At 56.3% G+C, this 25,768-nt stretch carries 22 protein-coding genes; 2 read left to right on the plus strand and 20 right to left on the minus strand.

The genetic code is table 11. The features are described from left to right. Nucleotides 1-31 precede the first annotated feature (31 nt). On the minus strand, nt 32-1,837 hold the full coding sequence (locus tag ABIE48_RS20780; RefSeq protein WP_192715656.1) for a DAK2 domain-containing protein: 1,806 nt from the start codon (nt 1,835-1,837) through the stop codon (nt 32-34). A gap of 284 nt (nt 1,838-2,121) precedes the next feature. Here ABIE48_RS20780 and rpmB point away from each other — a divergent pair, with 284 nt between their 5' ends. Further along, entirely contained in the window at nt 2,122-2,310 is a 189-nt protein-coding gene (gene rpmB / locus ABIE48_RS20785) for a 50S ribosomal protein L28 (RefSeq protein ID WP_047910965.1), read from the plus strand. A gap of 352 nt (nt 2,311-2,662) precedes the next feature. Here rpmB and spoVM read toward each other — a convergent pair whose 3' ends face one another. The 19 genes from spoVM to ABIE48_RS20880 all read right to left on the minus strand — a co-directional run bounded on the left by spoVM (nt 2,663) and on the right by ABIE48_RS20880 (nt 23,761). Next, the gene (gene spoVM, locus ABIE48_RS20790) at nt 2,663-2,743 is read right to left on the minus strand and encodes a stage V sporulation protein SpoVM (protein ID WP_036707696.1); all 81 of its coding nucleotides are present in this window, start codon (nt 2,741-2,743) and stop codon (nt 2,663-2,665) included. A gap of 150 nt (nt 2,744-2,893) precedes the next feature. Further along, nucleotides 2,894-3,154 carry a hypothetical protein gene (locus tag ABIE48_RS20795; protein WP_076169943.1) on the minus strand — a complete coding sequence of 87 codons (261 nt, stop codon included), beginning with the start codon at nt 3,152-3,154 and terminating at the stop codon, nt 2,894-2,896. A gap of 4 nt (nt 3,155-3,158) precedes the next feature. After that, nucleotides 3,159-3,821 (minus strand): ribulose-phosphate 3-epimerase, encoded by a 663-nt coding sequence (gene rpe / locus ABIE48_RS20800; protein ID WP_089548135.1) that lies wholly within the window; start codon nt 3,819-3,821, stop codon nt 3,159-3,161. A 4-nt stretch (nt 3,822-3,825) separates the two neighbouring features. Beyond that, complete coding sequence (gene rsgA, locus ABIE48_RS20805; RefSeq protein ID WP_192715657.1) at nt 3,826-4,740, minus strand: ribosome small subunit-dependent GTPase A; 915 nt, start codon at nt 4,738-4,740, stop codon at nt 3,826-3,828. Nucleotides 4,741-4,860: 120 nt separating this feature from the next. Then, the gene (pknB, locus tag ABIE48_RS20810; protein ID WP_192715658.1) at nt 4,861-7,044 is read right to left on the minus strand and encodes a Stk1 family PASTA domain-containing Ser/Thr kinase; all 2,184 of its coding nucleotides are present in this window, start codon (nt 7,042-7,044) and stop codon (nt 4,861-4,863) included. Beyond that, complete coding sequence (locus ABIE48_RS20815; RefSeq protein WP_076169939.1) at nt 7,041-7,817, minus strand: Stp1/IreP family PP2C-type Ser/Thr phosphatase; 777 nt, start codon at nt 7,815-7,817, stop codon at nt 7,041-7,043. Before ABIE48_RS20815 ends, pknB begins: the two co-directional genes overlap by 4 nt. 7 nt (nt 7,818-7,824) lie before the next feature. Next, entirely contained in the window at nt 7,825-8,865 is a 1,041-nt protein-coding gene (gene rlmN, locus ABIE48_RS20820; protein WP_076170163.1) for a dual-specificity RNA methyltransferase RlmN, read from the minus strand. Nucleotides 8,866-9,019: 154 nt separating this feature from the next. Continuing rightward, nucleotides 9,020-10,345: a 16S rRNA (cytosine(967)-C(5))-methyltransferase RsmB gene (gene rsmB, locus ABIE48_RS20825; RefSeq protein ID WP_192715862.1), complete on the minus strand. Its 1,326-nt coding sequence runs from the start codon at nt 10,343-10,345 to the stop codon at nt 9,020-9,022. 56 nt (nt 10,346-10,401) lie between these two features. Continuing rightward, nucleotides 10,402-11,334: a methionyl-tRNA formyltransferase gene (fmt, locus tag ABIE48_RS20830; protein ID WP_192715659.1), complete on the minus strand. Its 933-nt coding sequence runs from the start codon at nt 11,332-11,334 to the stop codon at nt 10,402-10,404. A 6-nt stretch (nt 11,335-11,340) separates the two neighbouring features. After that, nucleotides 11,341-11,823, minus strand: a complete 483-nt coding sequence (def, locus tag ABIE48_RS20835) for a peptide deformylase (RefSeq protein WP_076169936.1) — start codon at nt 11,821-11,823, stop codon at nt 11,341-11,343. Nucleotides 11,824-11,910: 87 nt separating this feature from the next. Continuing rightward, nucleotides 11,911-14,448, minus strand: a complete 2,538-nt coding sequence (priA, locus tag ABIE48_RS20840) for a primosomal protein N' (RefSeq protein WP_145024576.1) — start codon at nt 14,446-14,448, stop codon at nt 11,911-11,913. Nucleotides 14,449-14,453: 5 nt separating this feature from the next. Beyond that, nucleotides 14,454-15,680, minus strand: coding sequence for a bifunctional phosphopantothenoylcysteine decarboxylase/phosphopantothenate--cysteine ligase CoaBC (gene coaBC, locus ABIE48_RS20845; RefSeq protein WP_145023720.1), 1,227 nt, complete (start codon nt 15,678-15,680; stop codon nt 14,454-14,456). 160 nt (nt 15,681-15,840) lie between these two features. After that, nucleotides 15,841-16,065, minus strand: a complete 225-nt coding sequence (rpoZ, locus tag ABIE48_RS20850) for a DNA-directed RNA polymerase subunit omega (RefSeq protein WP_076169934.1) — start codon at nt 16,063-16,065, stop codon at nt 15,841-15,843. Between the two features lie 45 nt (nt 16,066-16,110). Further along, entirely contained in the window at nt 16,111-16,683 is a 573-nt protein-coding gene (gene gmk, locus ABIE48_RS20855) for a guanylate kinase (protein ID WP_116229595.1), read from the minus strand. Nucleotides 16,684-16,699: 16 nt separating this feature from the next. Then, a complete protein-coding gene (gene remA, locus ABIE48_RS20860) occupies nt 16,700-16,960 on the minus strand; it encodes an extracellular matrix/biofilm regulator RemA (protein ID WP_006209218.1) in 261 nt (86 codons plus the stop codon). Nucleotides 16,961-17,018: 58 nt separating this feature from the next. Continuing rightward, nucleotides 17,019-17,915: a YicC/YloC family endoribonuclease gene (locus ABIE48_RS20865; protein WP_192715660.1), complete on the minus strand. Its 897-nt coding sequence runs from the start codon at nt 17,913-17,915 to the stop codon at nt 17,019-17,021. Between the two features lie 35 nt (nt 17,916-17,950). Next, the gene (locus ABIE48_RS20870; protein WP_192715661.1) at nt 17,951-19,834 is read right to left on the minus strand and encodes a bifunctional homocysteine S-methyltransferase/methylenetetrahydrofolate reductase; all 1,884 of its coding nucleotides are present in this window, start codon (nt 19,832-19,834) and stop codon (nt 17,951-17,953) included. Between the two features lie 212 nt (nt 19,835-20,046). Beyond that, nucleotides 20,047-20,886, minus strand: coding sequence for a diaminopimelate epimerase (gene dapF, locus ABIE48_RS20875; protein WP_192715662.1), 840 nt, complete (start codon nt 20,884-20,886; stop codon nt 20,047-20,049). A gap of 79 nt (nt 20,887-20,965) precedes the next feature. Beyond that, nucleotides 20,966-23,761, minus strand: a complete 2,796-nt coding sequence (locus ABIE48_RS20880; RefSeq protein ID WP_192715663.1) for a calcium-translocating P-type ATPase, SERCA-type — start codon at nt 23,759-23,761, stop codon at nt 20,966-20,968. Between the two features lie 190 nt (nt 23,762-23,951). On the opposite strand from ABIE48_RS20880, the gene ABIE48_RS20885 reads away from it, so the two are divergent. After that, nucleotides 23,952-25,709, plus strand: coding sequence for an Rqc2 family fibronectin-binding protein (locus ABIE48_RS20885; RefSeq protein WP_192715664.1), 1,758 nt, complete (start codon nt 23,952-23,954; stop codon nt 25,707-25,709). Nucleotides 25,710-25,768: the final 59 nt, after the last annotated feature.

Below are 25,768 nucleotides of genomic sequence, written 5' to 3' on the forward strand. Positions count from 1 at the left end.
AAACTTCGATTTTCGGTCCCAAGGCTGCTCTTCAAGATTCCACTGAAAAAATGTAATAGTACAGCGGCTGTCCGCCCTGATGCACTTCAATTTCCGCATCCGGGTACTGCTCTGCCAGCCACGCGGCCAACTCGCCCGTCATTTCCGGGTTCGCCTCTTCCCCGGCGAGAATGGTCACAATTTCGTCCCCGTTCTCCAGCATCTTGGTCAGAAGCTCCTGACATGCAGGCAGAAGGCCTTCAGCAGCCGTCACGATCTTCGAATTTTCGATGCCGATAAACTGGCCGGCTTTAATATCCAGCTGATCGATTTGCGAGTCGCGCACGGCGTAGGTCACTTGACCCGACTTGATCCGGCCGATCGCTTCCAGCATGCTGCTCGTATTCGTCTCCTCGGAATCCTCCTCCGAAAAGGCGAATGCCGCGGCAATGCCCTGGGGCACCGTCTTGCTCGGAATGACCTTCACGCTGCGTTCGCCCTCAAGCAGTTCTCCCGCCTGCTGGGCAGCCAGCACGATATTGGAGTTGTTCGGCAAAATGTAAATATGGTGCGCGGAAATGGACGCGATCGCGTTCACAAAGTCCTCCGTGCTCGGATTCATCGTCTGGCCGCCCGAGAGGACGACATCGACGCCCAGGCTCTTGAAAATATCCGCAATGCCCTGTCCGGAGGCCACAGCGATAAACCCGTAAGGTGCCAGTTCATCGGCCGGCGGCTCGGCGGGCGCCTCTTCCGGCGTATGGTCCATCGATTCGACCGGAATATCGGCAAAAACCTCCGGCATCGGCGCGATGTCCATCCCGGCCGACAGCAGATCCCGGTGCTGCTCGCGCATATTCAGAATATGAATCTGGGTAATTTCGCCGTAACGCAGCGCCAAATTCAGCACCTCGCCCGGTGCTTTGGAATGCACGTGAACCTTGATGATCTCGTCATCGGCAATGACGATAATCGAATCCCCGTTCATTGACAACGCTTTCCTGAATTGATCCTCGTCGAAATGCGTACCTGCCGCATCCCCTAACTTCCGGTTAATAAAAAATTCCATATCATATAAAAATTCGATGTCTTCCGTTTCCAGGCGGGACTGCGCAATATCCGGGACTTCTGTCGCCACGGGCGCTGGCTTTATCTGGGTTCTTGCTGCCGCCGGTTGATCCTGGACCGGCTGTACCGCACTCGGTGCCGCAAAGGACTGGTAGTCATAGCCGCCTTCGCTGACGCTGTGCAAATATTGCAAAAATCCCTCGTAAATATAAACCAGACCTTGTCCCCCCGAATCGACAACCCCCACCTGCTTCAGGACAGGGAGCATCTCCGGAGTCTGGGCTAACGTTTCTTTTGCTTTGGCGAGCACCTGTTCCATGAGCTCCGTAATATCCGGTGTGCGCCGTGCCAAAAATACCGCATGCTTCGCGGCTTCCTTCGCAACCGTCAGGATCGTGCCCTCCACCGGCTTGACCACCGCCTTGTAAGCTGCGTCAACTCCGGTCTGCAGCGCCTGCGCGAACTGAACCGCATTCAGTTCATCATAGGTTGCGGCGTAGCGTCCAAAGCCCCGGAACAATTGGGAGGTAATCACGCCGGAGTTCCCCCGCGCGCCCATGAGCAGTCCCTTGGACAGCACGCCTGCGCTGTGCCCGATCGAATTCGAATTGTTTCTCTTCAGTTCAGCGACACCGGCACCCATCGTCAGATTCATGTTCGTGCCCGTATCACCATCAGGTACCGGAAACACATTCAATGAATTGACATGCTCGGCATGCTGCTGCAATTGTTCCGCCCCAGCCAGAACCATAGCGGTAAAATCAGTTCCATTCAAAGAACGCTTACTCAATGATAAATCCCCTTCCTAGCTTGATCCCTAAGCCATTGGCGTCCTTATAAATACGAATCAATGCACGTTTTCGTTTCGCCATTCGTCCAATTTTCGGATAATCCTATTCAAAAAAATAAATGTTAATTGATCCCATCTCAAAATAGTATGGGCTAATCAACATTGTACTATAAGACACCCCAGAAATAAATGTTTTTGCAGGCGGTTGACGAAGCATTTTTTGCTATGATAAAATATACAAGTATTGTTTTATGCAGGTGTTTGGAGCTAAGGAGGTGTAATCTATGTCTCGCAAATGTTATGTGACTGGCAAAAAACCAGGCAGCGGTAACCACGTATCCCACGCTAACAACCGTAACCGTCGTTCTTGGGGTGTAAACGTTCAAAAGGTTCGTATCCTCGTTGACGGCAAACCGAAGCGCGTTTATGTAAGCACTCGCGCGTTGAAAGCAGGTAAAGTTACCCGCGTTTAGTAATGACATATAAGCAAAAAGCACCTAGTTTCCAGCAGGTGCTTTTTTAATGCCTTTGGCCGGTATCAGTTGGCAGCCATGCCGCTGGCATCTGTCAGAGGTTTTTTTTGAAATATAAGGGTCAATCCGCCTGTGTTCTTATACCGGCCTTATATTTCATCCGCGAAACGTGAGCTCCGCCTGTAAGAAAAACGTCTATTGATGCGCTCTCATGGGAAGACAGACCGCGAAGCAGAAGTTTTTCTTGCGATCATAGATTCGTTCAGCTCCGCTGAACCTTGTATGTTCTATGATCTTCAATAAGGCGAAGCCGTTTACGGTTGTGCAAGCGGCATACCAAAGGGTATCAAGATCAGCTTTTGTGAAACGTGTTTAAAAGAGCCTTCACGAATCCTCCCAAAAACTTTGGCAGCTTAAACGTATAAAATTTCATATCTCACCCTCCCCATCATTCTCATGTCATCACGGTATGGTATGCCCTGAACCAGATCAATGTTAAGACGGAACAAAAAAAAGGTTACATGAGAACCTTGACTCATGTAACCATATGTATGCTCAAAGAGCACGCCCTATGCCTTAAGCCTCAAGCTGAAGCCGGAGACAATTGATAAAATTGGTAGACCGACAGCATAAAGATAAACAGCAGGTAGTATAGGATCGAAAAGATGACGTAGCCGATCCTTAATCCCTTGCGTTCGTTTTTCCGGAAATAATAAATGGCCAGCACCACCGCGATCAGCGAGGCGATGGCATTAAACGGCGATTTCAGAATGGAAAATATACCGAGTAACAGGCCTGTTCCGATACTGGCCAAAGTCAGATACAGCGCGTCTTTGAATTTCATGAAATTATTTTCCCCCGACGCTGCGGCGAATGGCCGAAATGGCAGCGGCTCTGTCGGGCTGTGCGTACACGGCGCTTCCCGCCACCAGCACGTCGGCACCCGCCTCGGTTACCAGCGGCGCCGTCTCGGACGTAATGCCGCCGTCCACTTCGATATGGACGTTAAACAGCGACAGTTCGTTGAGCCGCTGGCGGATTTGGCGGATTTTGTGAACGGTGCGCGGAATGAACGCCTGTCCGCCGAAGCCGGGGTTAACGGTCATGACCAGCACCAGGTCCAGATCCTCCAGCACTTCGCTGATCGCAGACGCCGGTGTACCCGGATTCAGGGCAACCCCCGCCTTTACGCCCAGCTCTTTAATCATATGCACAACGCGGTGCAAATGCGTGCAGGCTTCCGCATGCACTGTAATGAAAGCCGCTCCCGCCTTGGCGAAATCCGGGATGTACCGCTCCGGATTCTCGATCATCAGATGCACATCCAGCGGCAGGGTCGTGTGGGGGGCAATAGCGCTGACGATCGGCGCCCCCAGTGTAATATTCGGCACAAAGTGCCCGTCCATGACGTCCACATGAATCCAGTCGGCTCCGGACTTCTCCGCTTCGGCAACCTCCTGACCCAGTTTGGCGAAGTCCGCCGACAATATCGATGGTGCGATTTTAATCATCGTGTTAATACCTCCGCTTCTTTTCTTTCATTTCCGTATAAAACTGCACATAATGCTCGTAGCGGCTTAATGCGATATCCCCGCTCTCCTTCGCCTCAATGACTTTGCAGCCCGGTTCGTGCGTATGGCTGCAGCCGCGGAATTTGCATAGCTCCGCGTAAGGCGCGAATTCCCGGAAGCAGGTGGACAATTCCTCGACGCCGAGCTCCAGAAAATCGAGCTGGCTGAACCCCGGCGTATCGGCGACAAACCCGCCGTTATCGAGCTCGATCAGCTCCACATGGCGCGTCGTATGCTTTCCCCGCCCCAGTCTCATGCTGATGGCGCTCGTCTCGAGGGAAAGTCCGGGAACGAGCCGGTTCAGAAGCGAGGACTTGCCGACGCCCGATTGGCCCGAAAACACGCTGATGACGTCCGTAAGGCGTTCCTTCAGCTCGCTGCTTCCCAGGCCGGAACGTGAACTCGTAACCAGAACCTCATAACCGATCCGCTCATAGAGCTCCTTGACGGCCATTACCGGGTCCTGGGCATCCGTATCCGCGGCAAGCAGATCCTGTTTGGTGAGACAAATGATCGTCTCCAGGCCGGAATGCTCAATATGGACCAGAAATTTGTCAAGCAGGGACAGGTTGAGGTCCGGTTCACGAACGGAAAACAGCAGGACCGCAAGCTCCGCATTGGCAACGGGCGGGCGGATCAGTTCGGATCGGCGGGGCTTGATCTCATCCACCATCCCCTCACCGTTCTCGGTAAGGGAGTACACCACATGATCCCCGACAAGCGGAGAGGTGCCTCTCTTCTTGAAGATCCCCCGCGCACGGCACTGTACGGCTTCGGCGCTTCCTACGGCTTTTCCGTTCTCCAGCGGTTTGACATAGTAGTATCCGCTCAGAGCTTTCACGATTACTCCATCAGGCATACATTGCAAGGCCTCTCTTTCTTTCCGGCTTCTGCCGGTGAGGCAGGAGCCGGAGATAATATGATTTGTTAAAAGTTAACTAACTTTGACATCTATTCAATATATCCGGATGCACGTTGGTTATCTGTAAATGACGTTTTCGGTGTCGGGCCCCTTACCCTTGTCCTTACCTTTGCCCTTCCCCGGGTGGTCGTTCAGAAATCCGGTCTCGTCTGATCCTGGATCATCCCCGTTGCCGGAATCTCCCTGATCACCGGGATCACCCTCATGGCCCGGATCACCGGGATCCTCGCTTCCCATGGCCGGGAGCTCGATCGGCGGAACAGTTCCATTTCGTACATCGGTATACCGAACCGAATACGTATCGAACACCTGTCCGTCGCGAAGCACCGTGACGACAGCGTCCCTGTTCGGATCGACCACCAGATCGATCGGAAGCACCTGCGTCGTTTGGACCGTCTTCGTTCCCCAATCGACCGTTTTGCCTTCGGTATGGGCGTCCGAGTATTTGATCTGGATTTTCGTATTTTTGCCTTCCTCAACCGGAGCCACAGGCAGGTTCAGCGTATAGTTCAGGGCATCCGCCGGGTAGCCTTTGCTTATCGTGAGCGTGATTTCGGCATTCGGCGTGGCCGGCATATTCGGGTCAAACGGGAACTGCTTGATGACTTTCCCTTTTTCCACCGTATAGCTATCTTCCTCGACGACCCGCAGCAGCTTCAGCTTCTTCTGCGTTAGAAGATCCTGTGCCTCCTGCAGTGTCTTGCCGATCAAATCGGGCATTTTTACGGTTTCTGGGCCTTGGCTGACCGTCAGTGTAATCTCCTGGTTATCCACATCGATTTCTTCGTTAGCTCCAGGGTCAGAACTGATGATCAATCCCTTTTCAACGTTGTCGCTGAACTCCGGTTTCTGCTTAATGTTATTCTCTTTGACCCCTTTATCAATCAGCGCTTTTCTCGCATCGTCAAACGTAGAACCCTTCACGTCAGGCATTGGCACCTTCGGCTTCTCCGTGCTCACCGTCAGCTGAATCGCCGCGCCTTCTTTGACGACCGTTCCCTCCGGCCTGCTCTGCTCATAGACGATTCCTTCGCCGAAGTCCTTGTTGTATTTACGGATGACAGGGTCATCCACCTCCAGCCCCTGATCGCTGAGAGCCTTGCGCGCCTGTTCCTCAGTCATGTTAATGACGTTCGGCACGGTGACGTTCGGCACGACCAGCTTCTGGTTGACGTACCACACCACACCGCCCAAAGCCAATAGAACGACCAGGGTCAAGCTGATCCACAGCGCCGCCCTGCCCGACTTTTTCTTCTTTGGCTTGCCTTTGGCGACCACCGGCTCGTCCGCCTCGTCATCGTCCTCCACGGCCTGCGCTTTCGCTCTCGAAATGGAGCGCGGCTGGGGCTTGATGGCCGGAATGACGCGGGTCCGATCCTCATCGTCCATATCGTCAAACTCGATCTTCGGCTCATTCCGGCGCTCCGGCAGCAGGCAGGTCTCCAGGTCCTGAAGCATTTCCTTGGCAGACTGGTAACGCTCCTGCGGATTTTTGCGCATCGATTTCAAAATGATGTTCTCGACGCTCTGCGGAATGAGAGGATTCACCTCACGCGGCTCCTCGAACTCCTCTTGAAGATGCTTAAGCGCCACGCTGATCGGGCTCTCCCCCAAAAACGGCAGACGTGCGGTCAGCATCTGGTACAGTACGATACCAAGAGAATATAAATCCGACTTTTCCCCGGTCACCACGCCCTTGGCATGCTCCGGAGAAAAATAATGAACCGATCCGACCACCGAACCCGTCTGCGTAATTGTCGTCGACGTAACGGCACGGGCAATCCCGAAATCCGTTACCTTTACCCGGCCGTTGCGGCCGATCATAATGTTATGCGGCTTGATATCCCGGTGGATGATTTGATTCTGATGCGCATGATCCAGCGCGTCGCAAATCTGTGAGGCGATTCGCACCGCTTCGTCCACCTGCAGGGGAGCCCGCTCCTTGATGATCTCGTCGAGATTATGCCCCTCGACGTATTCCATAACGATATAATGAATGTCGTCTTCCTGGCCCACATCATAAATGCTGACCACGTTCGAATGCGATAGCGAAGCCGCTGACTGTGCCTCCCGGCGGAAACGGCGAATAAATTCCTCATCGTGCACAAACTGTTGGCGCAGCACCTTAATGGCTACGTTCCTGCCCAATAAAATATCATGAGCTTTGTATACGAGTGCCATTCCGCCGCCACCGATCCGCTCGATCACCTCATAACGACCGCCCAATTCGTGTCCGATCATGAATCCCACTCCTTTATGCTTTGCCCGGCGACTTCGTCTTGAAGTTCGAACAGGGCGACGGTAATGTTGTCATCGCCTCCGGCGAGAAGTGCCAGTTGAAGTAAACGGTCCGCTCTTTCTTCCAGCGGCAGCTCGCGGTTTCCGGATATTTGCCCGATGTGCTCGGAGCTGACCAGATCGCTTAAGCCGTCGCTGCACAAGAGCAGCACCTCTCCGGGGGAGAGGCTGATGGGATACAGGTCCACGGACACGTCGGCGTCCGTTCCAAGCGCGCGCGTAATCGCATTGCGCATCGGATGGACTTTCATATTCTCCAGGCTGATTTGTCCGCGTTTGTACAATTCATACACCAGTTTATGGTCTTCCGTTAATTGGACGACCTCGCCGCCGGCAACCTTGTAAGCCCGGCTGTCGCCGATATGTCCAATGTAGCCGGATTCCCCGCTCAGGAGCAGGGCCACGACCGTCGTTCCCATATTGTAAAATTCCTCGTGTTTGGAGGCCTCGGTATAAATCACATCATTGGCGTGCAGGATGGCGTCGCTAAGCGCGGCCTTCAGGCCTTCCGGCGAAATGCCGGATTCTAGCGAGGACAGGTCGCCCGTCATGGTTTCGACGGCCAGCCGGCTGGCCGTATCGCCCGCCTGATGTCCTCCCATGCCGTCAGCGACGATCCCGAGGGTATAGCCCTGCGGAAGCTGGCCGACCCATACCGAGTCTTCATTGACCGAGCGGACCCGGCCAACGTTACTGACATGAACAGTTTTGATCAAATTCCTCTCACCTCAACTCCATGTGCTTGGCCCGCAGCTGTCCGCAGGCAGCCGCGATATCGTGGCCCTGCTCGCGGCGGATCGTCACGTTCACGCCGCTATCGGCGAGAACCCGTTGAAACTGGAATATATCGTTACGGGACGTTCTGACATACTTCCGCTCCGGTACGTGATTGACCGGAATCAGGTTGACGTGGCACAGCATATCCTTGAGCACGTTCGCCAGCTCCTGGGCATGCTCCGGACGGTCGTTAACGCCGCCGATCAGCGCGTACTCAAACGTAATCCGCCGGCCTGTTTTGGCCAGGTAATAGCGAAGGGATTCCATAACATCCTCGAACGGATAACGGCGGTTCACGGGCATCAGCTTCGAGCGGAGCACATCGTTTGGCGCGTGAATGGAAATCGCCAGATTGATCTGGGTGTCCTCGTTTGCAAATTTATAAATGTTCGGCACGATGCCGCTCGTGGAGACGGTAATATGCCGCTGCCCGATGTTCAATCCTTTTTCATGAATCATAATACGCAGGAACTTCATCGTCGCTTCATAGTTTTCAAAAGGCTCGCCCGAGCCCATGATGACGATGCTGCTGACGCGTTCCCCTTTCTCGTCCAGAATCTTCTGGGCCTGCACCACCTGGGCCACGATCTCCCCGGCCGTCAGGTTCCGCTTCAGACCGCCCAGCGTCGAGGCGCAAAAGGTGCAGCCGATACGGCAGCCGACCTGGGTCGTGACACAGATGCTGTTGCCGTAGCTATGCTTCATGATGACCGTTTCAATCGCATGGTCGTCATGCAGGCCGAACAGAAACTTGACGGTTCCGTCCTTGGATTCCAGCTTCGTAATTTCCTGCAGCGTCACAAACTGGAACTGGTCGTCCAGCTTTTTGCGGAGCTCCTTGGAGAGGTTCGTCATTTCGTCAAAGCTGTTGACCCGTTTGACGTAGAGCCAGTCAAAAATCTGGCCGGCGCGGAACGCGGGCTCGCCGTTTTCCTTCGCCCAATCTTGCAGGTCTTCCAAATTCAAATCATATATAAAAGGTTTCATCTTCACCACACCTGTCTTTTCATTCATATGCTTATTGTTTCTCATTCTTCCTATTTTAACACAAATAAAAGTAGCGGTAAAAGAGAAAACCCGCCAAGCTCGCGCCCGGCGGGTTACAGGAAGCAGCGGCTGCCCGTGCGGGCGGTCCGCTAGTTTAGGAGAGTCTCTGAATCCGTGCAATGTAAAATCCGTCGCTATGAAAATGCTGGGGCAAAATCTGTACGCCGCCGCCCCGCGGCAGCGCCGTATCCAGCAGCCGTTCCCAGGTAGGAGGCGCTTCCGGTGCTATGGCGAACTCCGGGTGGTTCCGCAGGAACCGCTCGACGTTCTCCTCGTTCTCCCGCGGCTCGATCGTACACGTGCTGTATACGAGAATGCCGCCGGGCCGGAGCAGAGCCGACACCGATTCCAGCAGCCGGTACTGCAGGGCCGCGATCTCCTCGATGTCCCCCGGGGTTTTGGCCCATTTCAGGTCCGGCTTGCGCCGGATAACGCCAAGGCCGGAGCATGGGGCATCCAGCAGAATGCGGTCGAAGGACGCCGCCGGATACCGTCCGGCCAGTTCCAGCGCATCGCCGGTTACCGGCTCGATGGCGTCCAGCCCGAGCCGCTCGGCCTGCTCGCGGATCAGCTTCTGCTTATGCTCGTGCAGATCGTTGGCGATGATCTTCCCCTCGTCCCGCATGAGCTCGGCCATATGCGCCGTCTTGCCTCCGGGGGCGGCACAGCAGTCGAGCACCCTCATGCCGGGCTCGGGACCTACCGCATCCCCGACCAGCATCGAGCTCTCGTCCTGTACGGACAGCTGGCCGTCCCGGTACCAGCCGGTCAGGGCCATATTGCCCCCGCTGCGGACGAGAATACCTTCCGGCGTAAGCGGAGATGGCACCGCGTCCATGCCTTTCTCCTCCATCTCGCCTAGCAGGCCGTCGCGGCTGATCATCGTCGTGTTCACCCGGACGCTGACGGCCGGAGGCTCATTGTTCGCCCGGCAGATCGCCTCGGCCGCTTCTTCCCCGTACTGCCCGATCCAGCGCTGAACCAGCCATTCAGGATGGGAATGCTCCAGCGCGATCCGTTCGGCCGGTCCGAGACTTTCCGGCAGAACCAGCTTGTCGGGACTGCGCAGCACGTTCCGGAGCACGCCGTTCACCATCCCGGAAATGCCCTGGTGGCCGCGGCGCTTAGCCAAGTTCACAGCCTCATTAACCACGGCATGGGAAGGAATGCGGTCCAGGTACATGATCTGGTACAGACTGAGCCGCAGCAGGCTTCTCACCCAGGGCTGCAGCTTGCTCACGCCTTTGCTGACAAAGCGGTTCAGGAAATAATCCAGCGTGTTCATCCGGGAGATCGGACCGTACACGAGCTCGGTCGCAAGGCCGGCATCCTCGCGGGACAGGTTCGCGCGCTGCAGCGCAGCGTTCAGCTGCAGGTTGCTGTAGGCGCCTTCCTGCTCCACGCGTGTCAGAATATCCATCGCCAGCTCGCGCGCCGAGGGCTGGCGGCCCTTCCGTTCTTGGGTTCCGCGTCCGCTCACTTCAGCACCGTCCCGGGCGTCATGCTGGTTCCCCGGATAAACTGCCCGGCATCCATCGCCTTCTTGCCGCTCGGCTGAATATCGGTCAGCCACAGGGCCCCGTCGCCGGTTTTTACTTCAATCCCCTCCGGTGTAAGCTGAAGCACCGTTCCCGGAGCCGCTTCCTTGGAGGCCTTCTCTCCTTTGCGGGAGCCCCAGACCTTGAACACGTCGTCGTTCCAGAACGTAAACGCCCCGGAAAAAGGCACCAGGCCGCGAATTTGATTGTAAATATCACGCGTCGCCTTGCTCCAGTCGATTTTCTCGTCTTCACGCTTCAGGTTCGGGGCGTATGTAGCCTGCGAGTCATCCTGGACCGTCACCGGGACGCCGCCTTCCAGCAGCCGCGGCATCTGTTCTTTGAGCAGCGCCGCCCCGGCGGTGCTCAGCTTCTCGAACAGCGTTCCCGAGGTATCCTCGTCGGTGATGGGTACCTCCACTTGGGCGATCATGTCGCCCGTGTCCAGCCCTTCGGCCATGTACATGAGCGTAATGCCCGTCACCGTCTCGCCATTGATGATGCAGCGCTGAATCGGTGCGCCGCCTCTGTATTTCGGCAAAAGCGAGCCGTGAACGTTGACGCAGCCCTTGGCCGGCAGATCCAGCACCGCTTTCGGCAAAATTTGCCCGTAAGCGGCCGTAACGATCAAGTCGGGCTTGTAGGCCGCGAGCTCGCTTACCGCTTCGACATTGCGCATACGCTGCGGCTGCAGCACCGGCAGACCGTGCTCAAGCGCCACTTCCTTGACGGGCGTCGGCATCAGCACCTTCTTCCGTCCCTGCGGACGGTCCGGCTGCGTGACGACGGCCACGACGTTGTAGCCCTCCGCAAGCAGCATGCGGAGACTGGGAACGGCAAACGCGGGCGTCCCCATAAAAACGATATTCATCAGGCATTACTCCTTTCCGGCGCGTTCCGGCGTATACTCATACACTCTTTCTGCAATGTCGGTAAACAGCACGCCGTCCAAATGATCAATTTCGTGCTGGAAGCAGCGGGCCAGCAGGCCGGTGCCCGTAATCGTCACTTCCTTGCCGTTCTCATCCAGCCCTTTCACCGTAACCTGCTCGGCACGGCGGACGTCTCCGTTTAATCCGGGAATGCTCAGGCAGCCCTCTGGGCCAAACTGCTCGCCATCCTTGGCTACGATTTCCGGGTTGACCATCTTGATCAGGCCGTGCTCATCGCCGACATCGACGACGATCAGTCTCTTCAAAATGCCAACCTGCGGCGCGGCAAGGCCAACGCCCTCCGCGTCGTACATCGTGTCCGCCATGTCGTTCAGCAGCTTTTTGACATTAGGGGTAACTTCTTTCACTTCTTTAGCGGTTTTATGCAAAACCTCATCCGGTTCTTTCACAATAATTCGGATCGCCATGCTGACACCTTCCTTATCGGGTTCAAATATTCATTGTTGGTTATTCATCCATGATTCCATATGATGACGGTACGCCGCTTAGGGCTGCTACATCAGCATTTGCGGGTCTACATCGATACTGATTTGAAGCTTCGGATTCTGCGCGGTATCCTCGAGCTGCTCGGCGGCTTCCCTGACCAGGCCGACAGCGTCGATGGTCCCACGCCATTTTATCATACATTGAAATCTGTATCTATTTTTTATCCGGGGCACAGGAGATGCCACCGGCCCCAGTACGTCAAAAGCGTCCGAGGTCAGCCGGTCCAGGCTGCCATACCAACCCTTCTGCCGGGCTTTGCCCTGGAGGACGGATACCATGTTCTCCGCCATCCGGACGAGAAACGGCAGCTGCTCATGCGACAGCGTGACCAGAATCAGCCGGCAGTACGGCGGATAATGCAGGTTCCGCCGATGCTTCAGCTCCTCCCGGACAAACGAATCGTAATCGTGCCCGCTGGCGTGAATAATCGAATAATGATCCGGCGTATAGGACTGGATCATGACCTCCCCGGGCAGCTGGTGGCGGCCGGCGCGGCCGGCGACCTGGGTCAGCAGCTGGAACGTCTTCTCCGCGGCGCGGAAATCCGGCAGGTTAAGCGCCGAATCGGCCGTAATAACGCCGACCAGCGTTACGTCCGGAAAGTCGAGCCCTTTGGCCACCATCTGGGTGCCCAGCAGCACGTCCGCTTTTTTGTCCCGGAACTGCTTCAGCAGCTTCTCGTGCGACCCCTTCTCCGTCGTGGTATCCACATCCATCCGGATCACCCGGATCCCCGGGAACAGCTTCGCGAGCTCTTCCTCAACGCGCTGTGTACCGGTGCCGAAATAGCGGATATGCTCGCTTCCGCATTCCGGGCACACGGACGGCGCCGGCTCGGCATAGCCGCAGTAATGACAGCGGAGGTTGTTCGATTTCTGATGGTACGTCAGCGAAATGTCGCATTCGGGGCAGCCGGCCACGTAGCCGCAGCTGCGGCACATGACGAACGTGGAGTAGCCGCGCCGGTTGAGCAGCAGCACGGTCTGCTCCTTGCGTTCCAGCCGGGCCGCAACCGCCTGATGCAGCGAACGGCTGAACATGGAGCGGTTGCCTTCTTTTAATTCTTCCCGCATATCGATGATTTGTACTCCAGGCAGCTCGTTTCCGAGCGCCCGGGCCTTCATCTCGAGCAGCATTGGTGCAAACTCGTCGTTCGCCTGCGATCTCGCGGCATGGTAGCTCTCAAGCGAAGGCGTCGCCGAGCCCAGAATGACCGCCGCGCCGTGCTGCATCGCCCGCTGGACAGCCACGTCCCGGGCATGGTATTTCGGGCTTTCTTCCTGCTTGTACGACGTTTCATGTTCCTCGTCCATAATGATGAGCCCGATCTTGGCAAACGGCGCGAACACCGCCGATCTGGCGCCGATGGCGACGGCCGCCCGGCCTTCGCGGATTTTACGCCATTCGTCGTAGCGCTCCCCGCCCGACAGGCGGCTGTGCATGACGGCGACCTGGTCGCCGAAGCGCCCTTTGAACCGTTCCACCATCTGCGGCGTCAGCGAAATTTCCGGCACGAGCACGATGGCCTGTCGGCCCTGCGCAATACAGCGCTGGATGCTCTGCAGGTAGATTTCGGTCTTTCCGCTGCCTGTAACCCCATGCAGCAGAAACACCCCGTGCCGCTGCGCATCGAGCACCGAGACAATACGGTCATAGGCGTTCTGCTGCTCCGCGGTCAGCGGCAGCGGATCGCTTGGCTTAAACCAGCGACCCCGGTAAGGATCCCTGAACGCTTCCTTGTCCTCAATCGTAATGTAACCTTTATCCGCCAGCCCTTTCACGGTCGCGGCCGAAACCTGCAGCGTCGCCAGGACATCTTTCAGCGCAAGCGGAAGCATCTCTTTCATTTCCACAATAAACTGCAGCACCTCGCGCTGACGCTGTGCTTTCGGCGCGAACGACGCCAGCGCGGCCTCCGCTTCGTTCGGCGTTACCGCCAGATCGACGGCTTTCAGCGTCTTGATCTGCAGCTTGTCCTTGATGGATTGGTTCTCCTGCAGCACGCCCCGGCGCAGCAGCGATTTGATCGCCGGTGCGCTGTCCGGAAACTGCCTGCTCAGCTGCTTGGAGGTGACCTCACCCTTTTTTTCGACGAAATCAAGAATCGCCCGCTCGCCGCCGGAAGGCTCCAGTTCCAATTCGAACAAGCCGCCGGAATACAAATCCTCAGGCTCCTTCGGCTGCGGGGTTCCGAGCGAGATAAACCGTTCGGCCTTGCCCTTGAGGGCCGTAGGCACCATGACCTGAAGCGCCGTAATCATCCGGCAGGCATACCTGCGGCTCATCCACCCGGCCAGTTCCACCAGCTCTTCGGACAGCGGCGGAATGACGTCAAGCACTTCCTGGATGGCCTTAAGCTTCATGCCGGCAGCCGCCGGCTCCGGCTCAAGCGCGACCACGAATCCCTGGACCGTGCGGTGGCCGAACGGCACACCGACCCGGCTTCCCACCTCGATCCATGCCCGCATGGATTCGGGAATGAGATAGTCAAAGGGACGGTCGGTATCACGCACCGGGACGTCGACGATCACCTTTGCCACACGCATCTCCATCAGGACAAAGCCCCATTCATCCGGGCCGCAGCGATCGTCAGCAGGCGCCGGGCCACTTCGTCCTTGGTCATTACGGGCATTTGTTCGACCAGTCCGCCGGCATCGTATACCTGAACGATGTTGGTATCGGATCTGAAACCGGCTCCCTCCGCCGTTACGTCATTGGCCACGATCAGATCGGCGTTTTTCCGTTTCAGCTTATCCTGGGCATATTTCTCCACATCATTCGTCTCAGCTGCGAATCCGATCAAAAACTGCTTTGTCTTCGTCTTGCCGAGCTCCTCCAGAATATCCACCGTTTTGACGAGCTCGAGTGTCATCGTATCCCCCGACTTTTTCATTTTGCTTGCGGCCGTCACCTTCGGACGGTAATCCGCGACAGCCGCCGCCTTGATGACCAGGTCGCTGTCCTCCCAATGTTCCAGCACCGCCCGGTACATATCCTCGGCGGACTGGACTTTCACCGCGTCCACGTCCGAAGGGGGCTCAACGTCCGTATGGCCGTAAACGACATGCACCTCCGCGCCCATGTCTTTGGCGGCCTTGGCGATGGCAAACCCCATTTTCCCGGAAGAATCATTGGTGATGTAACGCACCGGGTCGATCCGTTCAACCGTTCCGCCCGAGGTGACGATGACCTTTTTCCCGCGGAGCAGACCCTGCCCTTGTATGGATTCATTGTGAGCCGCAAAAAAGCGCTCCACCACCTGGACGATCGTTTCCGGCTCCTCCAGCCGTCCCTTGCCCACATAGCCGCAGGCAAGCAGTCCTTCGCCGGGCTCGATCATCATCACGCCCCGGGACTCGAGCAGCCGCATATTGGCCTGAACCGCCGGATGGGCATACATATGCACGTTCATGGCCGGTGCGATCATGACCGGCGCCTCGGTGGCAAGCAGCGTCGTCGACAGCATGTCGTCCGCCAGGCCATGGGCCATTTTTGCGATCATATTGGCTGTAGCCGGTGCGATGAGAACGAGGTCGGCCTCATCGGCCAGATGGATATGGGAGACAACGGATGGATCGCGCTCATCGAACGTGTCGCTGTATACCGGATTTTTGGACAGACTCTGAAAGGTCAGCTCCGTAATAAACTGCTTCGCCGATTCCGTCATGATCACGTGGACATCTGCGCCTTTTTGCACCAGCTTGCTGCACAGACTGGCCGCCTTGAACGCCGCGATTCCACCCGTCACACCGAGCACGATGGTTTTGCCGGTTAACATACGATTTCCCCGCTTTCCGTTTCATTTAGATAGAGAAAAAAATACAACCTTGCGGTTGTATCTGGAAGACGTCTATACGCTCTTGCTGCAAACTTAATATGAGTTCTTGTTAGACCTGCCGCATAACAGCAGAAAAAGCCCCGTCCCGGGAAGAACAGGCTTACGCCTTATTCTCATCCCGTTCGGCGACCGGTTCCGGAATCACCCGAATCATATCCCCATAAATTTCCTCAAGCGCCACGCCCACGTATTTGTGGGATCTTGGATGCTTCAGGTCGGTCTTCGCGCCCTCGCGCAGCTGTCTCGCACGGCGGGAAGCCGCGACGACCAGCGAGTATTTACTGTCGACTTTATTCATCATTTCATCAATCGATGGGTACAACACTTGGCGACACCTCTTTTATTATTCTCAAATGGCTGCTGTCTTCGTTTATTTCTTGATTTTACAATGTTCGGCGATAATAATCGATTCTATTCGTTTGCAGGCGCAATCAATTTGATCGTTAACCACCGCATAGTCATAATGCTGCATCAAATTGATTTCGTCAACCGCCACCGTCATGCGGTGGTCGATCGTCGCCTGGTTCTCCGTACCGCGCCCGATAATCCGGTCCTTGAGTTCGTCCAGAGAAGGCGGCAGCAGGAAAATAAATACCCCCTCGGGAAACTTCTGTTTGACCTGAAGGGCACCCTGTACCTCAATTTCCAGAATAATATCGTTTCCGCTCTCCAGCGTTTTCTCTACGAAATCGCGCGGCGTTCCGTAATAGTTCCCCACGTACTCCGCATACTCCAGTAGCTGGTCGTTCTGCATCATATCCAGAAACTGGTCACGGGTTTTGAAAAAATAATTGACCCCGTTCACTTCTCCCTGGCGCGGACTCCGTGTCGTCGCCGATACCGAATAGACCAAATCCGGCAGCTTCCCGCGCAGCGCGCTGCACACGGTTCCTTTACCGACCCCGGAAGGTCCTGACAATACAAACAATATACCTTTTGACATATTACTCCCCATCTTGTTATTCGTCATTATCGTCATCTTTGCTGGACAGGCGATGAGCCACCGTCTCCGGCTGCACCGCCGACAGGATGACATGGTCGCTGTCCGTAATGATTACGGCGCGCGTCCTGCGGCCATAGGTCGCATCGATCAGCATGTGACGATCTCTTGCTTCCTGAATAATCCGCTTAATAGGCGCTGATTCGGGGCTTACAATCGAAATGATACGGTTAGCCGATACAATATTCCCGAAGCCGATGTTAATGAGTTTGATTGCCATATTCAGGTTCTTCCCCCTATTCATTTGACTCTCTCCTGTTTTCTGTCGAAATTGTGCCTTACTCTATATTGGCCAGTTGCTCTCTAATTTTTTCCAGCTCCGCTTTCATTTCGACAACACGGTTTACCAGAGTCAGATGATTGGCCTTGGATCCAATCGTATTGACTTCCCTGTTCATTTCCTGAATCAGAAAATCGAGTTTTCTTCCGACCGGTTCATCCGCACGAAGTAATCCTTTGCATTGCTCAAAATGGCTGTGCAGACGTATCAATTCCTCATCGATATTGCAGCGGTCTGCAAAAATAGCAATTTCCATGCCAAATTTATGTTCATCAAAAGCAAACGAACCGTCATTCAGTTCAGTCAGCCTTTGTCTGAGCTTATTGCGGTATTCTTCCACTACGCTGGGTGCGAGCTGTACCATTTCTCCGTGAAGCTTCTCCAGCCGGTTCAGGCGCTGCTCCACATCACGGGCAAGGAAGCTTCCTTCGGAAGTCCTCATCGCGACGAGTCCTTCCATAGCCCTTACAAGACCTTCTTCAAGTACGCGTCCCCACTCTTCAGGCTCCGGATCAAGGTTTGTCCCGACTTCCTCGGGTGTGAGAAACACGCCCGGCAGGGACAGCAGGTCTCTTACCGTCAGTTCGCCGTTCAGGCCATGCCTCTCGGATACCTCACGCGCCGCCTCCATATAAGTATTGACGGCTTTATGATTTAACAAAACAGGCGGAGCGGTATTCTCTTCCGCCTCCTTGTTAATAAAGACATCGATCCGGCCGCGCTTGACAAACCGCTGTACCGTTCTTCTCAAAGGGTCCTCAAAGCGTGTCCATTCACGCGGCAGGCGTATGACCACTTCGCAGTATCGGTGGTTCACGGATTTCACTTCAATTTCCACTTTATACCCTCCGAAATGAAGGGCGGATTGACCGTAACCGGTCATGCTGAAAGACATCGGCACCACATCCATTACACTATTGTAATTGATAACTATCTGTGAAACAAGGGGGACTGCCGGCGTCCGGATTTCTCCCACACATGGCTGATGAGCTGGGCGCTCATGTCATACAGCATAAACGGCGTCATTAAGTAAATTCCGTTAAAATGCTCCATCGCCACGTCGAGCAGCTCTTTGGCAATGGCAACCCCCATGGCTCTTCCTTCTTCGCCTTCCAGGCCGCTCATCCGGCGGCGCACATCGTCCGAGAGCTGGATTCCCGGCACCTCGTTGTGCAGGTATTCCGCATTGCGCCCGCTCGCCAGCGGCATGATGCCGAGGAAGATCGGAATGTCGAGGTGGCTCGTCGCTTCCTTCAGTGCGCGGATCAGCTCCGGATCGTACACCGGCTGGGTCATGATATAATCGGCGCCGGCAGCGATTTTGCGTTCCAATCGCAGCACGGCTTTATCGAGATGCTTCCCGTGAGGGTTAAACGCCGCGCCGACGACGAAGTTCGCCTTTTGCTTGAGCGGCTTGCCGGAGAAGGCGATTCCCTCATTTAACTGCTTGATCATTCGTATAATCTCAAAAGAAGTCAAATCGTATACAGAGCTCGATCCCGGCAAATCCCCGAAGCGTGCGGGGTCGCCCGTGACAGCCAGCACGTGATCGATGCCAAGGGCGTCAAAGCCCATAAGGTGCGACTGCGTTCCGATCAAGTTGCGGTCCCGGCAGGCGATGTGCACCAGCGGGCGCAAACCGGTCTGCGCCTGCACCAGATGGCCGAGAGCCATATTGCTCATCCGCGTAACCGCAAGCGAGTTGTCAGCGAGGGTCAGCGCGTCCGCCCCGGCATCCTTCAGCACCTGCGCACCCTTCATAAATTTGGCGATATCCAAATCGCGCGGAGGGTCCAGCTCCACGATGACGGTGTGACGCTCTTTGACGAGGTCGACCAGGTTCGGGTTGCCGCCTTTGCCTTCACCGCCGCCGTCTGGCGCGAGATGTTCATGGATTTCGATCGGGGCAGGGGCGATGTCAATCGGCCCGTACGTAATCGGCTGCGGCTCGTAGCCCTGAAGCGCCGACGAAATGGCCGCGATATGCGCGGGCGTCGTCCCGCAGCAGCCGCCGATGATCCGGGAGCCGAGATCGGCGAATTTCACCGCCATCTGGCCGAAATAATCCGGCTTGGCCCCGTACTGATATTCCCCGTCCACATAATCGGCGACCCCGGCATTCGGATACACTGACATCGGCACGGACAAGTGGCCGCCGAGGGTCTTCATCGCGCTCATGATGCCGTTCGGGCCCGTGCGGCAGTTGAAGCCGATCACGTCCGCGCCCTGCTGCTGCATCATCCGGAACGCTTCCGGCATCGTATAGCCGTCCAAGGTCCGGGCTACGTCCTCAACGGCGAACTGGCAGATGACCGGCAGCGGGCTGAGCTTGCGCACGATAGACAAGGCCAGATACAGTTCTTCCACATCGTAGAAGGTTTCGAGCAGGATGCCGTCCACTCCTTCTTGAAGAAGGGCCTGAATCTGCTGCTCGAAGTATTTCTTAAGCTCGGCCGTCGAGACGTTGGTCCGTTTGCCGCCGCGGATGGAACCGATGGCTCCGACCACATAGCCGGCGGATCCCGCTACTTCCCGTGCAATCCGGACACCCGCCCGGTTGATATCCTCCACCTTCGACTCCAGGCCGTATTTGGACAGCTTGTCGAAGTTGGCCGAAAACGTATTGGTCTCAATGATTTGAGCCCCCGCTTCCACATAACGCCGGTGAACATCCTTGATGACCTCCGGTGAGGTCAGGTTCAGTTCTTCATAGGAAATCCCCACAGGAAAGCCCATTTGATATAGAAAAGTGCCCATCGCTCCGTCGCCGATCAGCACCTGTTGATCCCACGCTTGACGCAAATCCGGTTTCATGTTGGCTCCTCCACCCCGAAAAAGTAGTTTCACATTAATGTATCATAAATCAGCGCACAAGATAAGTCATAGAATCCTCCAGTTATTTTACTAGAGTCGGATTTGGACGATCTGCGCCCCCAAGAAACAGGAAAGCCCGGCGGATCGTATCCGCCGATACGCTCCCCGGGCTATTGAAGTGTTAAACGCAGGTTTTTCAAAAGTCCGGGCGATTAAACGTCCTGGACGCTTCCCGTATACACGACAGCCGCAGGGCCTGTCATATAGACGTGGTTGTCTTTCTCGCTCCACTCGATGAACAGGTCTCCACCTTTCAGCCGGATCGATGCCGACCGGTCGGTTAAACCGTTCAGCACGGAGGATACGAGGGTTGCACACGCCCCGGTTCCGCAGGCCAGCGTCGGACCGGCGCCGCGCTCCCAGACGCGCATGTCCACGGTACCGCGGTCCTTCACGGTCGCGAATTCGACGTTCACCTTTTTCGGGAATACCGGATGCACTTCCAGCTTTGGCCCCCAGGTGGCGAGGTCGAAGTTCACCGCATCGTCCACATAAATGACACAGTGCGGATTGCCCATCGACACGGCCGTAAACCGGAACTGCCGGCCGTCAGCCTCGATCGGCGCATCCACGACCGGGTTCGCGTCAATCGTCGTCGGTACGCTCAATCCGTCGAGCACGGGCTCGCCCATATCCACCGTGACGGTGGCGGCCAGGCCGTTGTCCACATGGATCGTTACCGGCTGCACGCCGGCTCCAAGCGTTTCGATCGTAATTTGCTCACTGCTGACATAGCCGTGGTCGTACATGTATTTTGCCACGCAGCGGATGGCGTTGCCGCACTGCTCCGCTTCCGAGCCGTCCGAGTTGATGATGCGCATGCGGAAATCCGCCTTCTCTGACGGCAAAATATATACCAGTCCGTCCGCTCCGATGCCGAAATAGCGGTCGCACCATTTCAAGGCGAGCTCTGCCGCGTTGTCCGGCAGAGCCTTCTCGCCGTAGATAACGATAAAGTCGTTCCCGAGTCCGTGCATTTTTGTAAATTCCATGGATGGTGCCACTCCTTTGTTATGCTAGCTTTTTACTGTCCACTAGCATACCTCAAAGGACCGGGCCGTGCTATTGACTTTATGCAGAAATGTTTGTACTTTTCGCCACGAGGCGGCCGCTTCCCCGCCGCTTGTTGCGTCTTCCGCCCCATACGCTGCCGATGCCCATCAGGAAGGTAGGCACGCCGGCGCCGACGATCGTAATGCACCATTCGCGGAAGCCGAGCGGCACGGTTTTAAAGATCGGCTGCAGCGGCTCGATGTACATGACGCCGAGCATGAGCAGGACCGAAGACAGCACCGCCAGCACCAGGTACTTGTTTTGCAGCGGGTTGCGATGGAAGATCGACCTGGAGCTCCGGCAGTCGAACACGTGGATGAGCTGGGCCATAACGAGCGTGGCGAAAGCTACCGATTGGGCTTTGGTGACCTGAGCGGCGTTGTGCGGATCAACGCGGAGAGTGAGCCAGAACGCGCCGAGCGTGCACAGACCGATCAGGAAGCCGCGGCTGATAATCTTCCACCCCAGCCGGCGGGCGAATATATTTTCTTTGGCCCCGCGCGGCTTGTGCTCCATGAGGTCCTTCTCCGGCTGATCCACGCCCAGGGCCATCGCCGGCAGGCCATCGGTCACGAGGTTGACCCACAAAATCTGGATCGGCAGCAGCGGCAGCGGCAGGGCGAGCATCATCGCAAAGAACATCGTTAATATTTCACCGACGTTCGATGCAAGCAAATACCGGATGAATTTGCGGATATTCTCATAGATGCTCCGGCCTTCCTCGATTGCCGCCACGATCGTCGAGAAGTTGTCGTCGCTGAGGATGAGCGCCGATGCTTCCTTGGTGACGTCGGTACCGGTAATGCCCATGGCAATGCCGATGTCCGCCGCCTTGATGGCCGGCGCATCGTTGACGCCGTCGCCGGTCATAGCGACGACATGGCCTTTGCGCTGCAGAGATTTGACGATGCGGAGCTTATGCTCAGGGGATACGCGCGAGTACACGTACACGTTGTCGACCTTCGCATCGAGCTCCTGGTCGTCGATCTGCGACAGCTCCTGGCCGGACATGGCTTCGCCTCCGCGCGGCATAATGCCAAGCTGCTGGGCGATCGCCTCGGCAGTCGTGCCATGGTCACCGGTGATCATCACCGTCTTGATGCCAGCGCGGCGGCAGGTGCTAATCGCATCGCGCACTTCGCGGCGCGGCGGATCGATCATGCCGGCGAGGCCGACGAAGACGAGCTGGCTCTCGGCGTCCGCTTCGCTGTCCAGCGAATCATGCGGGCGCAGGTCGCGGTATGCCGTCCCCAGCACGCGAAGCGCGGAGGAAGCCATCTCTTCGTTGGCGGCAAGCACCTTCTGCCGGAGCGTGCCGGTAAACGGCACGACGTTGCCTTCCCACAATATATAAGTGCACTGGTTCAACAGCACGTCAGGCGCGCCCTTGGTGCATAAAATTTTGCCGCCCTGGTGGCTCACCACGACCGACATCAGCTTCCGTTCGGAATCGAACGGAAATTCCTTATCCCGCTGATACAGTGCCGACAAGGACTGCGTCGTCATCCCCATTTTGGAAGCGAGGGTAATGAGCGCCCCTTCGGTCGGATCCCCCTTCAGCTCCCATACCGGGCCTTGAGGCTCCTCCTTGCCTTTGCGCTTGCCGCGCGACTCCGGAGCCGCCGTTTCGTAAATTTCCGCGTTGTTGCACAGCGCGCTGATCTGGAGCAGCCTGCGCAGCCCCTGGTCGTTCTTCACGTCGACCGGCTTCTTCTCTTCGAGGATTTGTCCGGTCGGTGCATAACCGTCGCCGGTGACCTCCAGGCTTCTTCCCCCGACCCATACGCGCGTAACGGTCATTTTGTTCTGCGTCAGCGTTCCGGTTTTATCGGAGCAGATGACCGATGCGCAGCCCAGCGTTTCGACCGACGGCAGTTTGCGCACGATCGCTTTCCGCTTGATCATCCGCTGCACGCCGAGCGCCAGCGCCACGGTCACGATGGCAGGCAGTCCTTCGGGAATCGCCGCAACGGCCAGGCTGACGCCGGCCAGGAACATGCCGACGGCAGGCTGTCCATGCAAAATTCCGGCAACGACGACCATGACCGTAAGCCCCAGCGACAGGATGATGAGCATTTTGCCGAGCTGCTCCAGGCGGTGCTGAAGCGGCGTTTCCTGCGAGTCTGTATTCTGGATCAGATCGGCGATTTTCCCCATTTCCGTATCCATGCCGGTGCGCACGACAACGCCTTTGGCGGTCCCCCGCGTCATCATGGTTCCCATGAAGCCGGTGTTCTTCTGATCGCCAAGGGGCACGTCCGCTTCTTGAATAGGCTGGGCATGCTTGCCTACCGGCACCGATTCCCCGGTCAGCGCGGATTCTTCAATGTAACAGCTGCTCGTTTCCAGCCAGCGGACATCGGCGGGCACACGGTCTCCGCTTTCCAGCAGAACGACGTCCCCCGGAACGAGCATTTTGGCCGGCACCTGAACTACCTTGCCTCCCCGAAGCACCTTCGCTCCCGGAGCGGACAGCTGCTTCAGCGCGCGCAGGGAGCGTTCCGCCTTGAACTCCTGGATGAAGCCGAGGACACCGTTCAGCAAAATGATGGCGATAATGGTGATGGCGTCCAGGTATTCGCCGAGGAGGCCCGAAACCAGCGTTGCCCCCATCAGCACCAGCACCATGAAATCTTTAAATTGGTTCAGAAATAAGGCCAAAGGAGAAATACGCTTTCCTTCCGAAAGCTCGTTCCATCCGTTTTTCTTCCGTCTTTCCTCCGCCTCTTCTTCCGAAAGGCCCTGCTGCGGGTGAACGCCGAGGACATGCTGCAGTTCTTCCGCGTCCAACTGATGCCATTTTTTTTGTTCCATAGCTTCCCTTTCCCTCCCGGTCTTTGTGCGCTGCCGGTGTTCAACAGCTTTTCCACCTGTTCTATCGTAAATGTATTCGGACAGGGCCTAAAATATCACAAGCCTGGCCTCTTAAGTTTTTGGCCAAACTATGGCATCATAGTATGGAGGCAATCGTAACCAAGTACAGCGTAAAGATGGGAGATACACTATGGCATTAGATGGAATCGTAACGCGGGCCCTTGTCCATGAGCTGCAAAGCATTCAGGGCGCCCGGATCAGTAAAATATACCAGCCCAACGATCACGACCTGCTCTTTCACCTCCGGACCCGGGAGGGCAACGCCAAGCTGCTGCTGTCGGCCAACCCGACGTATCCGCGGGTGCACTTCACCGAGCGAAGCTTTCTGAATCCGCAGGAGGCACCGATGTTCTGCATGCTGCTGCGCAAGCACTGCGAAGGAGGCATCATTGAAGACATCAGGCAGGTTGGAATGGAGCGGATCATTCATATTACCGTCAGACAGCGGGATGAGCTGGGGGACGTCTCCTCAAAGCAGCTCATCATCGAATTGATGGGCCGGCACAGCAACATTATTTTGTCAGACCCTTCGAGCGGGACGATCCTGGACGGCATCCACCATGTCACCCCGAGCATCAGCAGCTTCCGGGTCATCATGCCGGGCTTTTCCTATACGGAGCCTCCGCAGCAGCATAAGCTGAATCCGCTTGAGGTTACAGGAGAGCTATTTGCACAAAAATATACCGAGGAAGCGGACGCCGAACCGATTTCGTGGATTGTGGATACGTTCAGCGGCGTAAGTCCGCTGGTTGCGCAGGAGATCGTGCACCGCGCCGGCCTTCAGTCCTACTCGGAAGAAGGGCCCGAAGCTGGCGAAGCACGCCGAAGCGCCCTATGGAACGCCTTTACCGGGCTGATGGACAGCGTCAGACAGCAGGCGTACCAGCCGATGTCAGGGGCGAACGCCAAGGGGAAAATGGTTTTTTCCGCCGTCGAGCTGACGATGATTCAGGAAGAGATCAAACGCTATGAATCCATCAGCACATGCATGGAGGATTATTACGGTGAAAAAGCCGAGCGCGACACCGTCAAGCAAAAAACGAGCGATCTGCTTCGTTTCCTGCACAATGAGCGCGCCAAAAACATTAAAAAGCTGGACCACCTGCACGCCGATCTGGAGGAAGCCGCCGATGCGGACCAGTACCGGATTTACGGCGAGCTGCTGTTTGCCTCCCTGCATACGATTGCAAAGGGGGACAAGGAGGCGGTGCTGACCAACTTCTATGACGAGGACCAGAAGGAAGTGGCCATTCCGCTGGACCCGCTGCTCAGCCCTTCCGATAACGCCCAGCGGTACTTCAAGAAATATAATAAGTACAAAAACAGTCTGGCCGTCATCGACGAGCAGCTTGCTATAACGAAGGAAGAGATCCGCTACATGGATGACCTGCTCCAGCAGCTGGCCCATGCATCCATGAACGATATCGACGAAATCCGCGAGGAGCTTGTCCAGCAGGGATATCTCCGCGACCGCAGCAAAAAAACGCGCAAAAAGAAGAAAAACGACCGCCCTACCCTGCATGTATTCACATCATCCGAGGGCATCGAAATTTACGTAGGCAAAAACAACCTGCAGAACGAATACGTGACCAACAAACTGGCCAGCGGCAGTGATACGTGGCTGCACACCAAGGATATCCCCGGGTCCCACGTCGTCATCCGCAGCAGCCAGTTCGGGGACCAGACCCTGGAGGAAGCCGCCCAACTGGCCGCTTACTTCAGCCAGGCCAAGGAATCCAGCAGCGTGCCGGTCGACTGCACTCTGATCCGCCATGTGCATAAGCCGAGCGGCGCCAAACCGGGCTTTGTCATTTATGATCACCAGCGGACGCTGATCGTCACGCCTGACGAGGAATTGATCAAGTCGCTTACAAGCGTCATTAAATAATCATACAAAGCTTTAGATTTCTAAATATAGAAAGAATACGGTTAAGCCGTGCACAATGA

The sequence above is a fragment of the Paenibacillus sp. OAE614 genome, from assembly GCF_040546645.1.
GTDB lineage: Bacteria > Bacillota > Bacilli > Paenibacillales > Paenibacillaceae > Paenibacillus_AQ > Paenibacillus_AQ favisporus.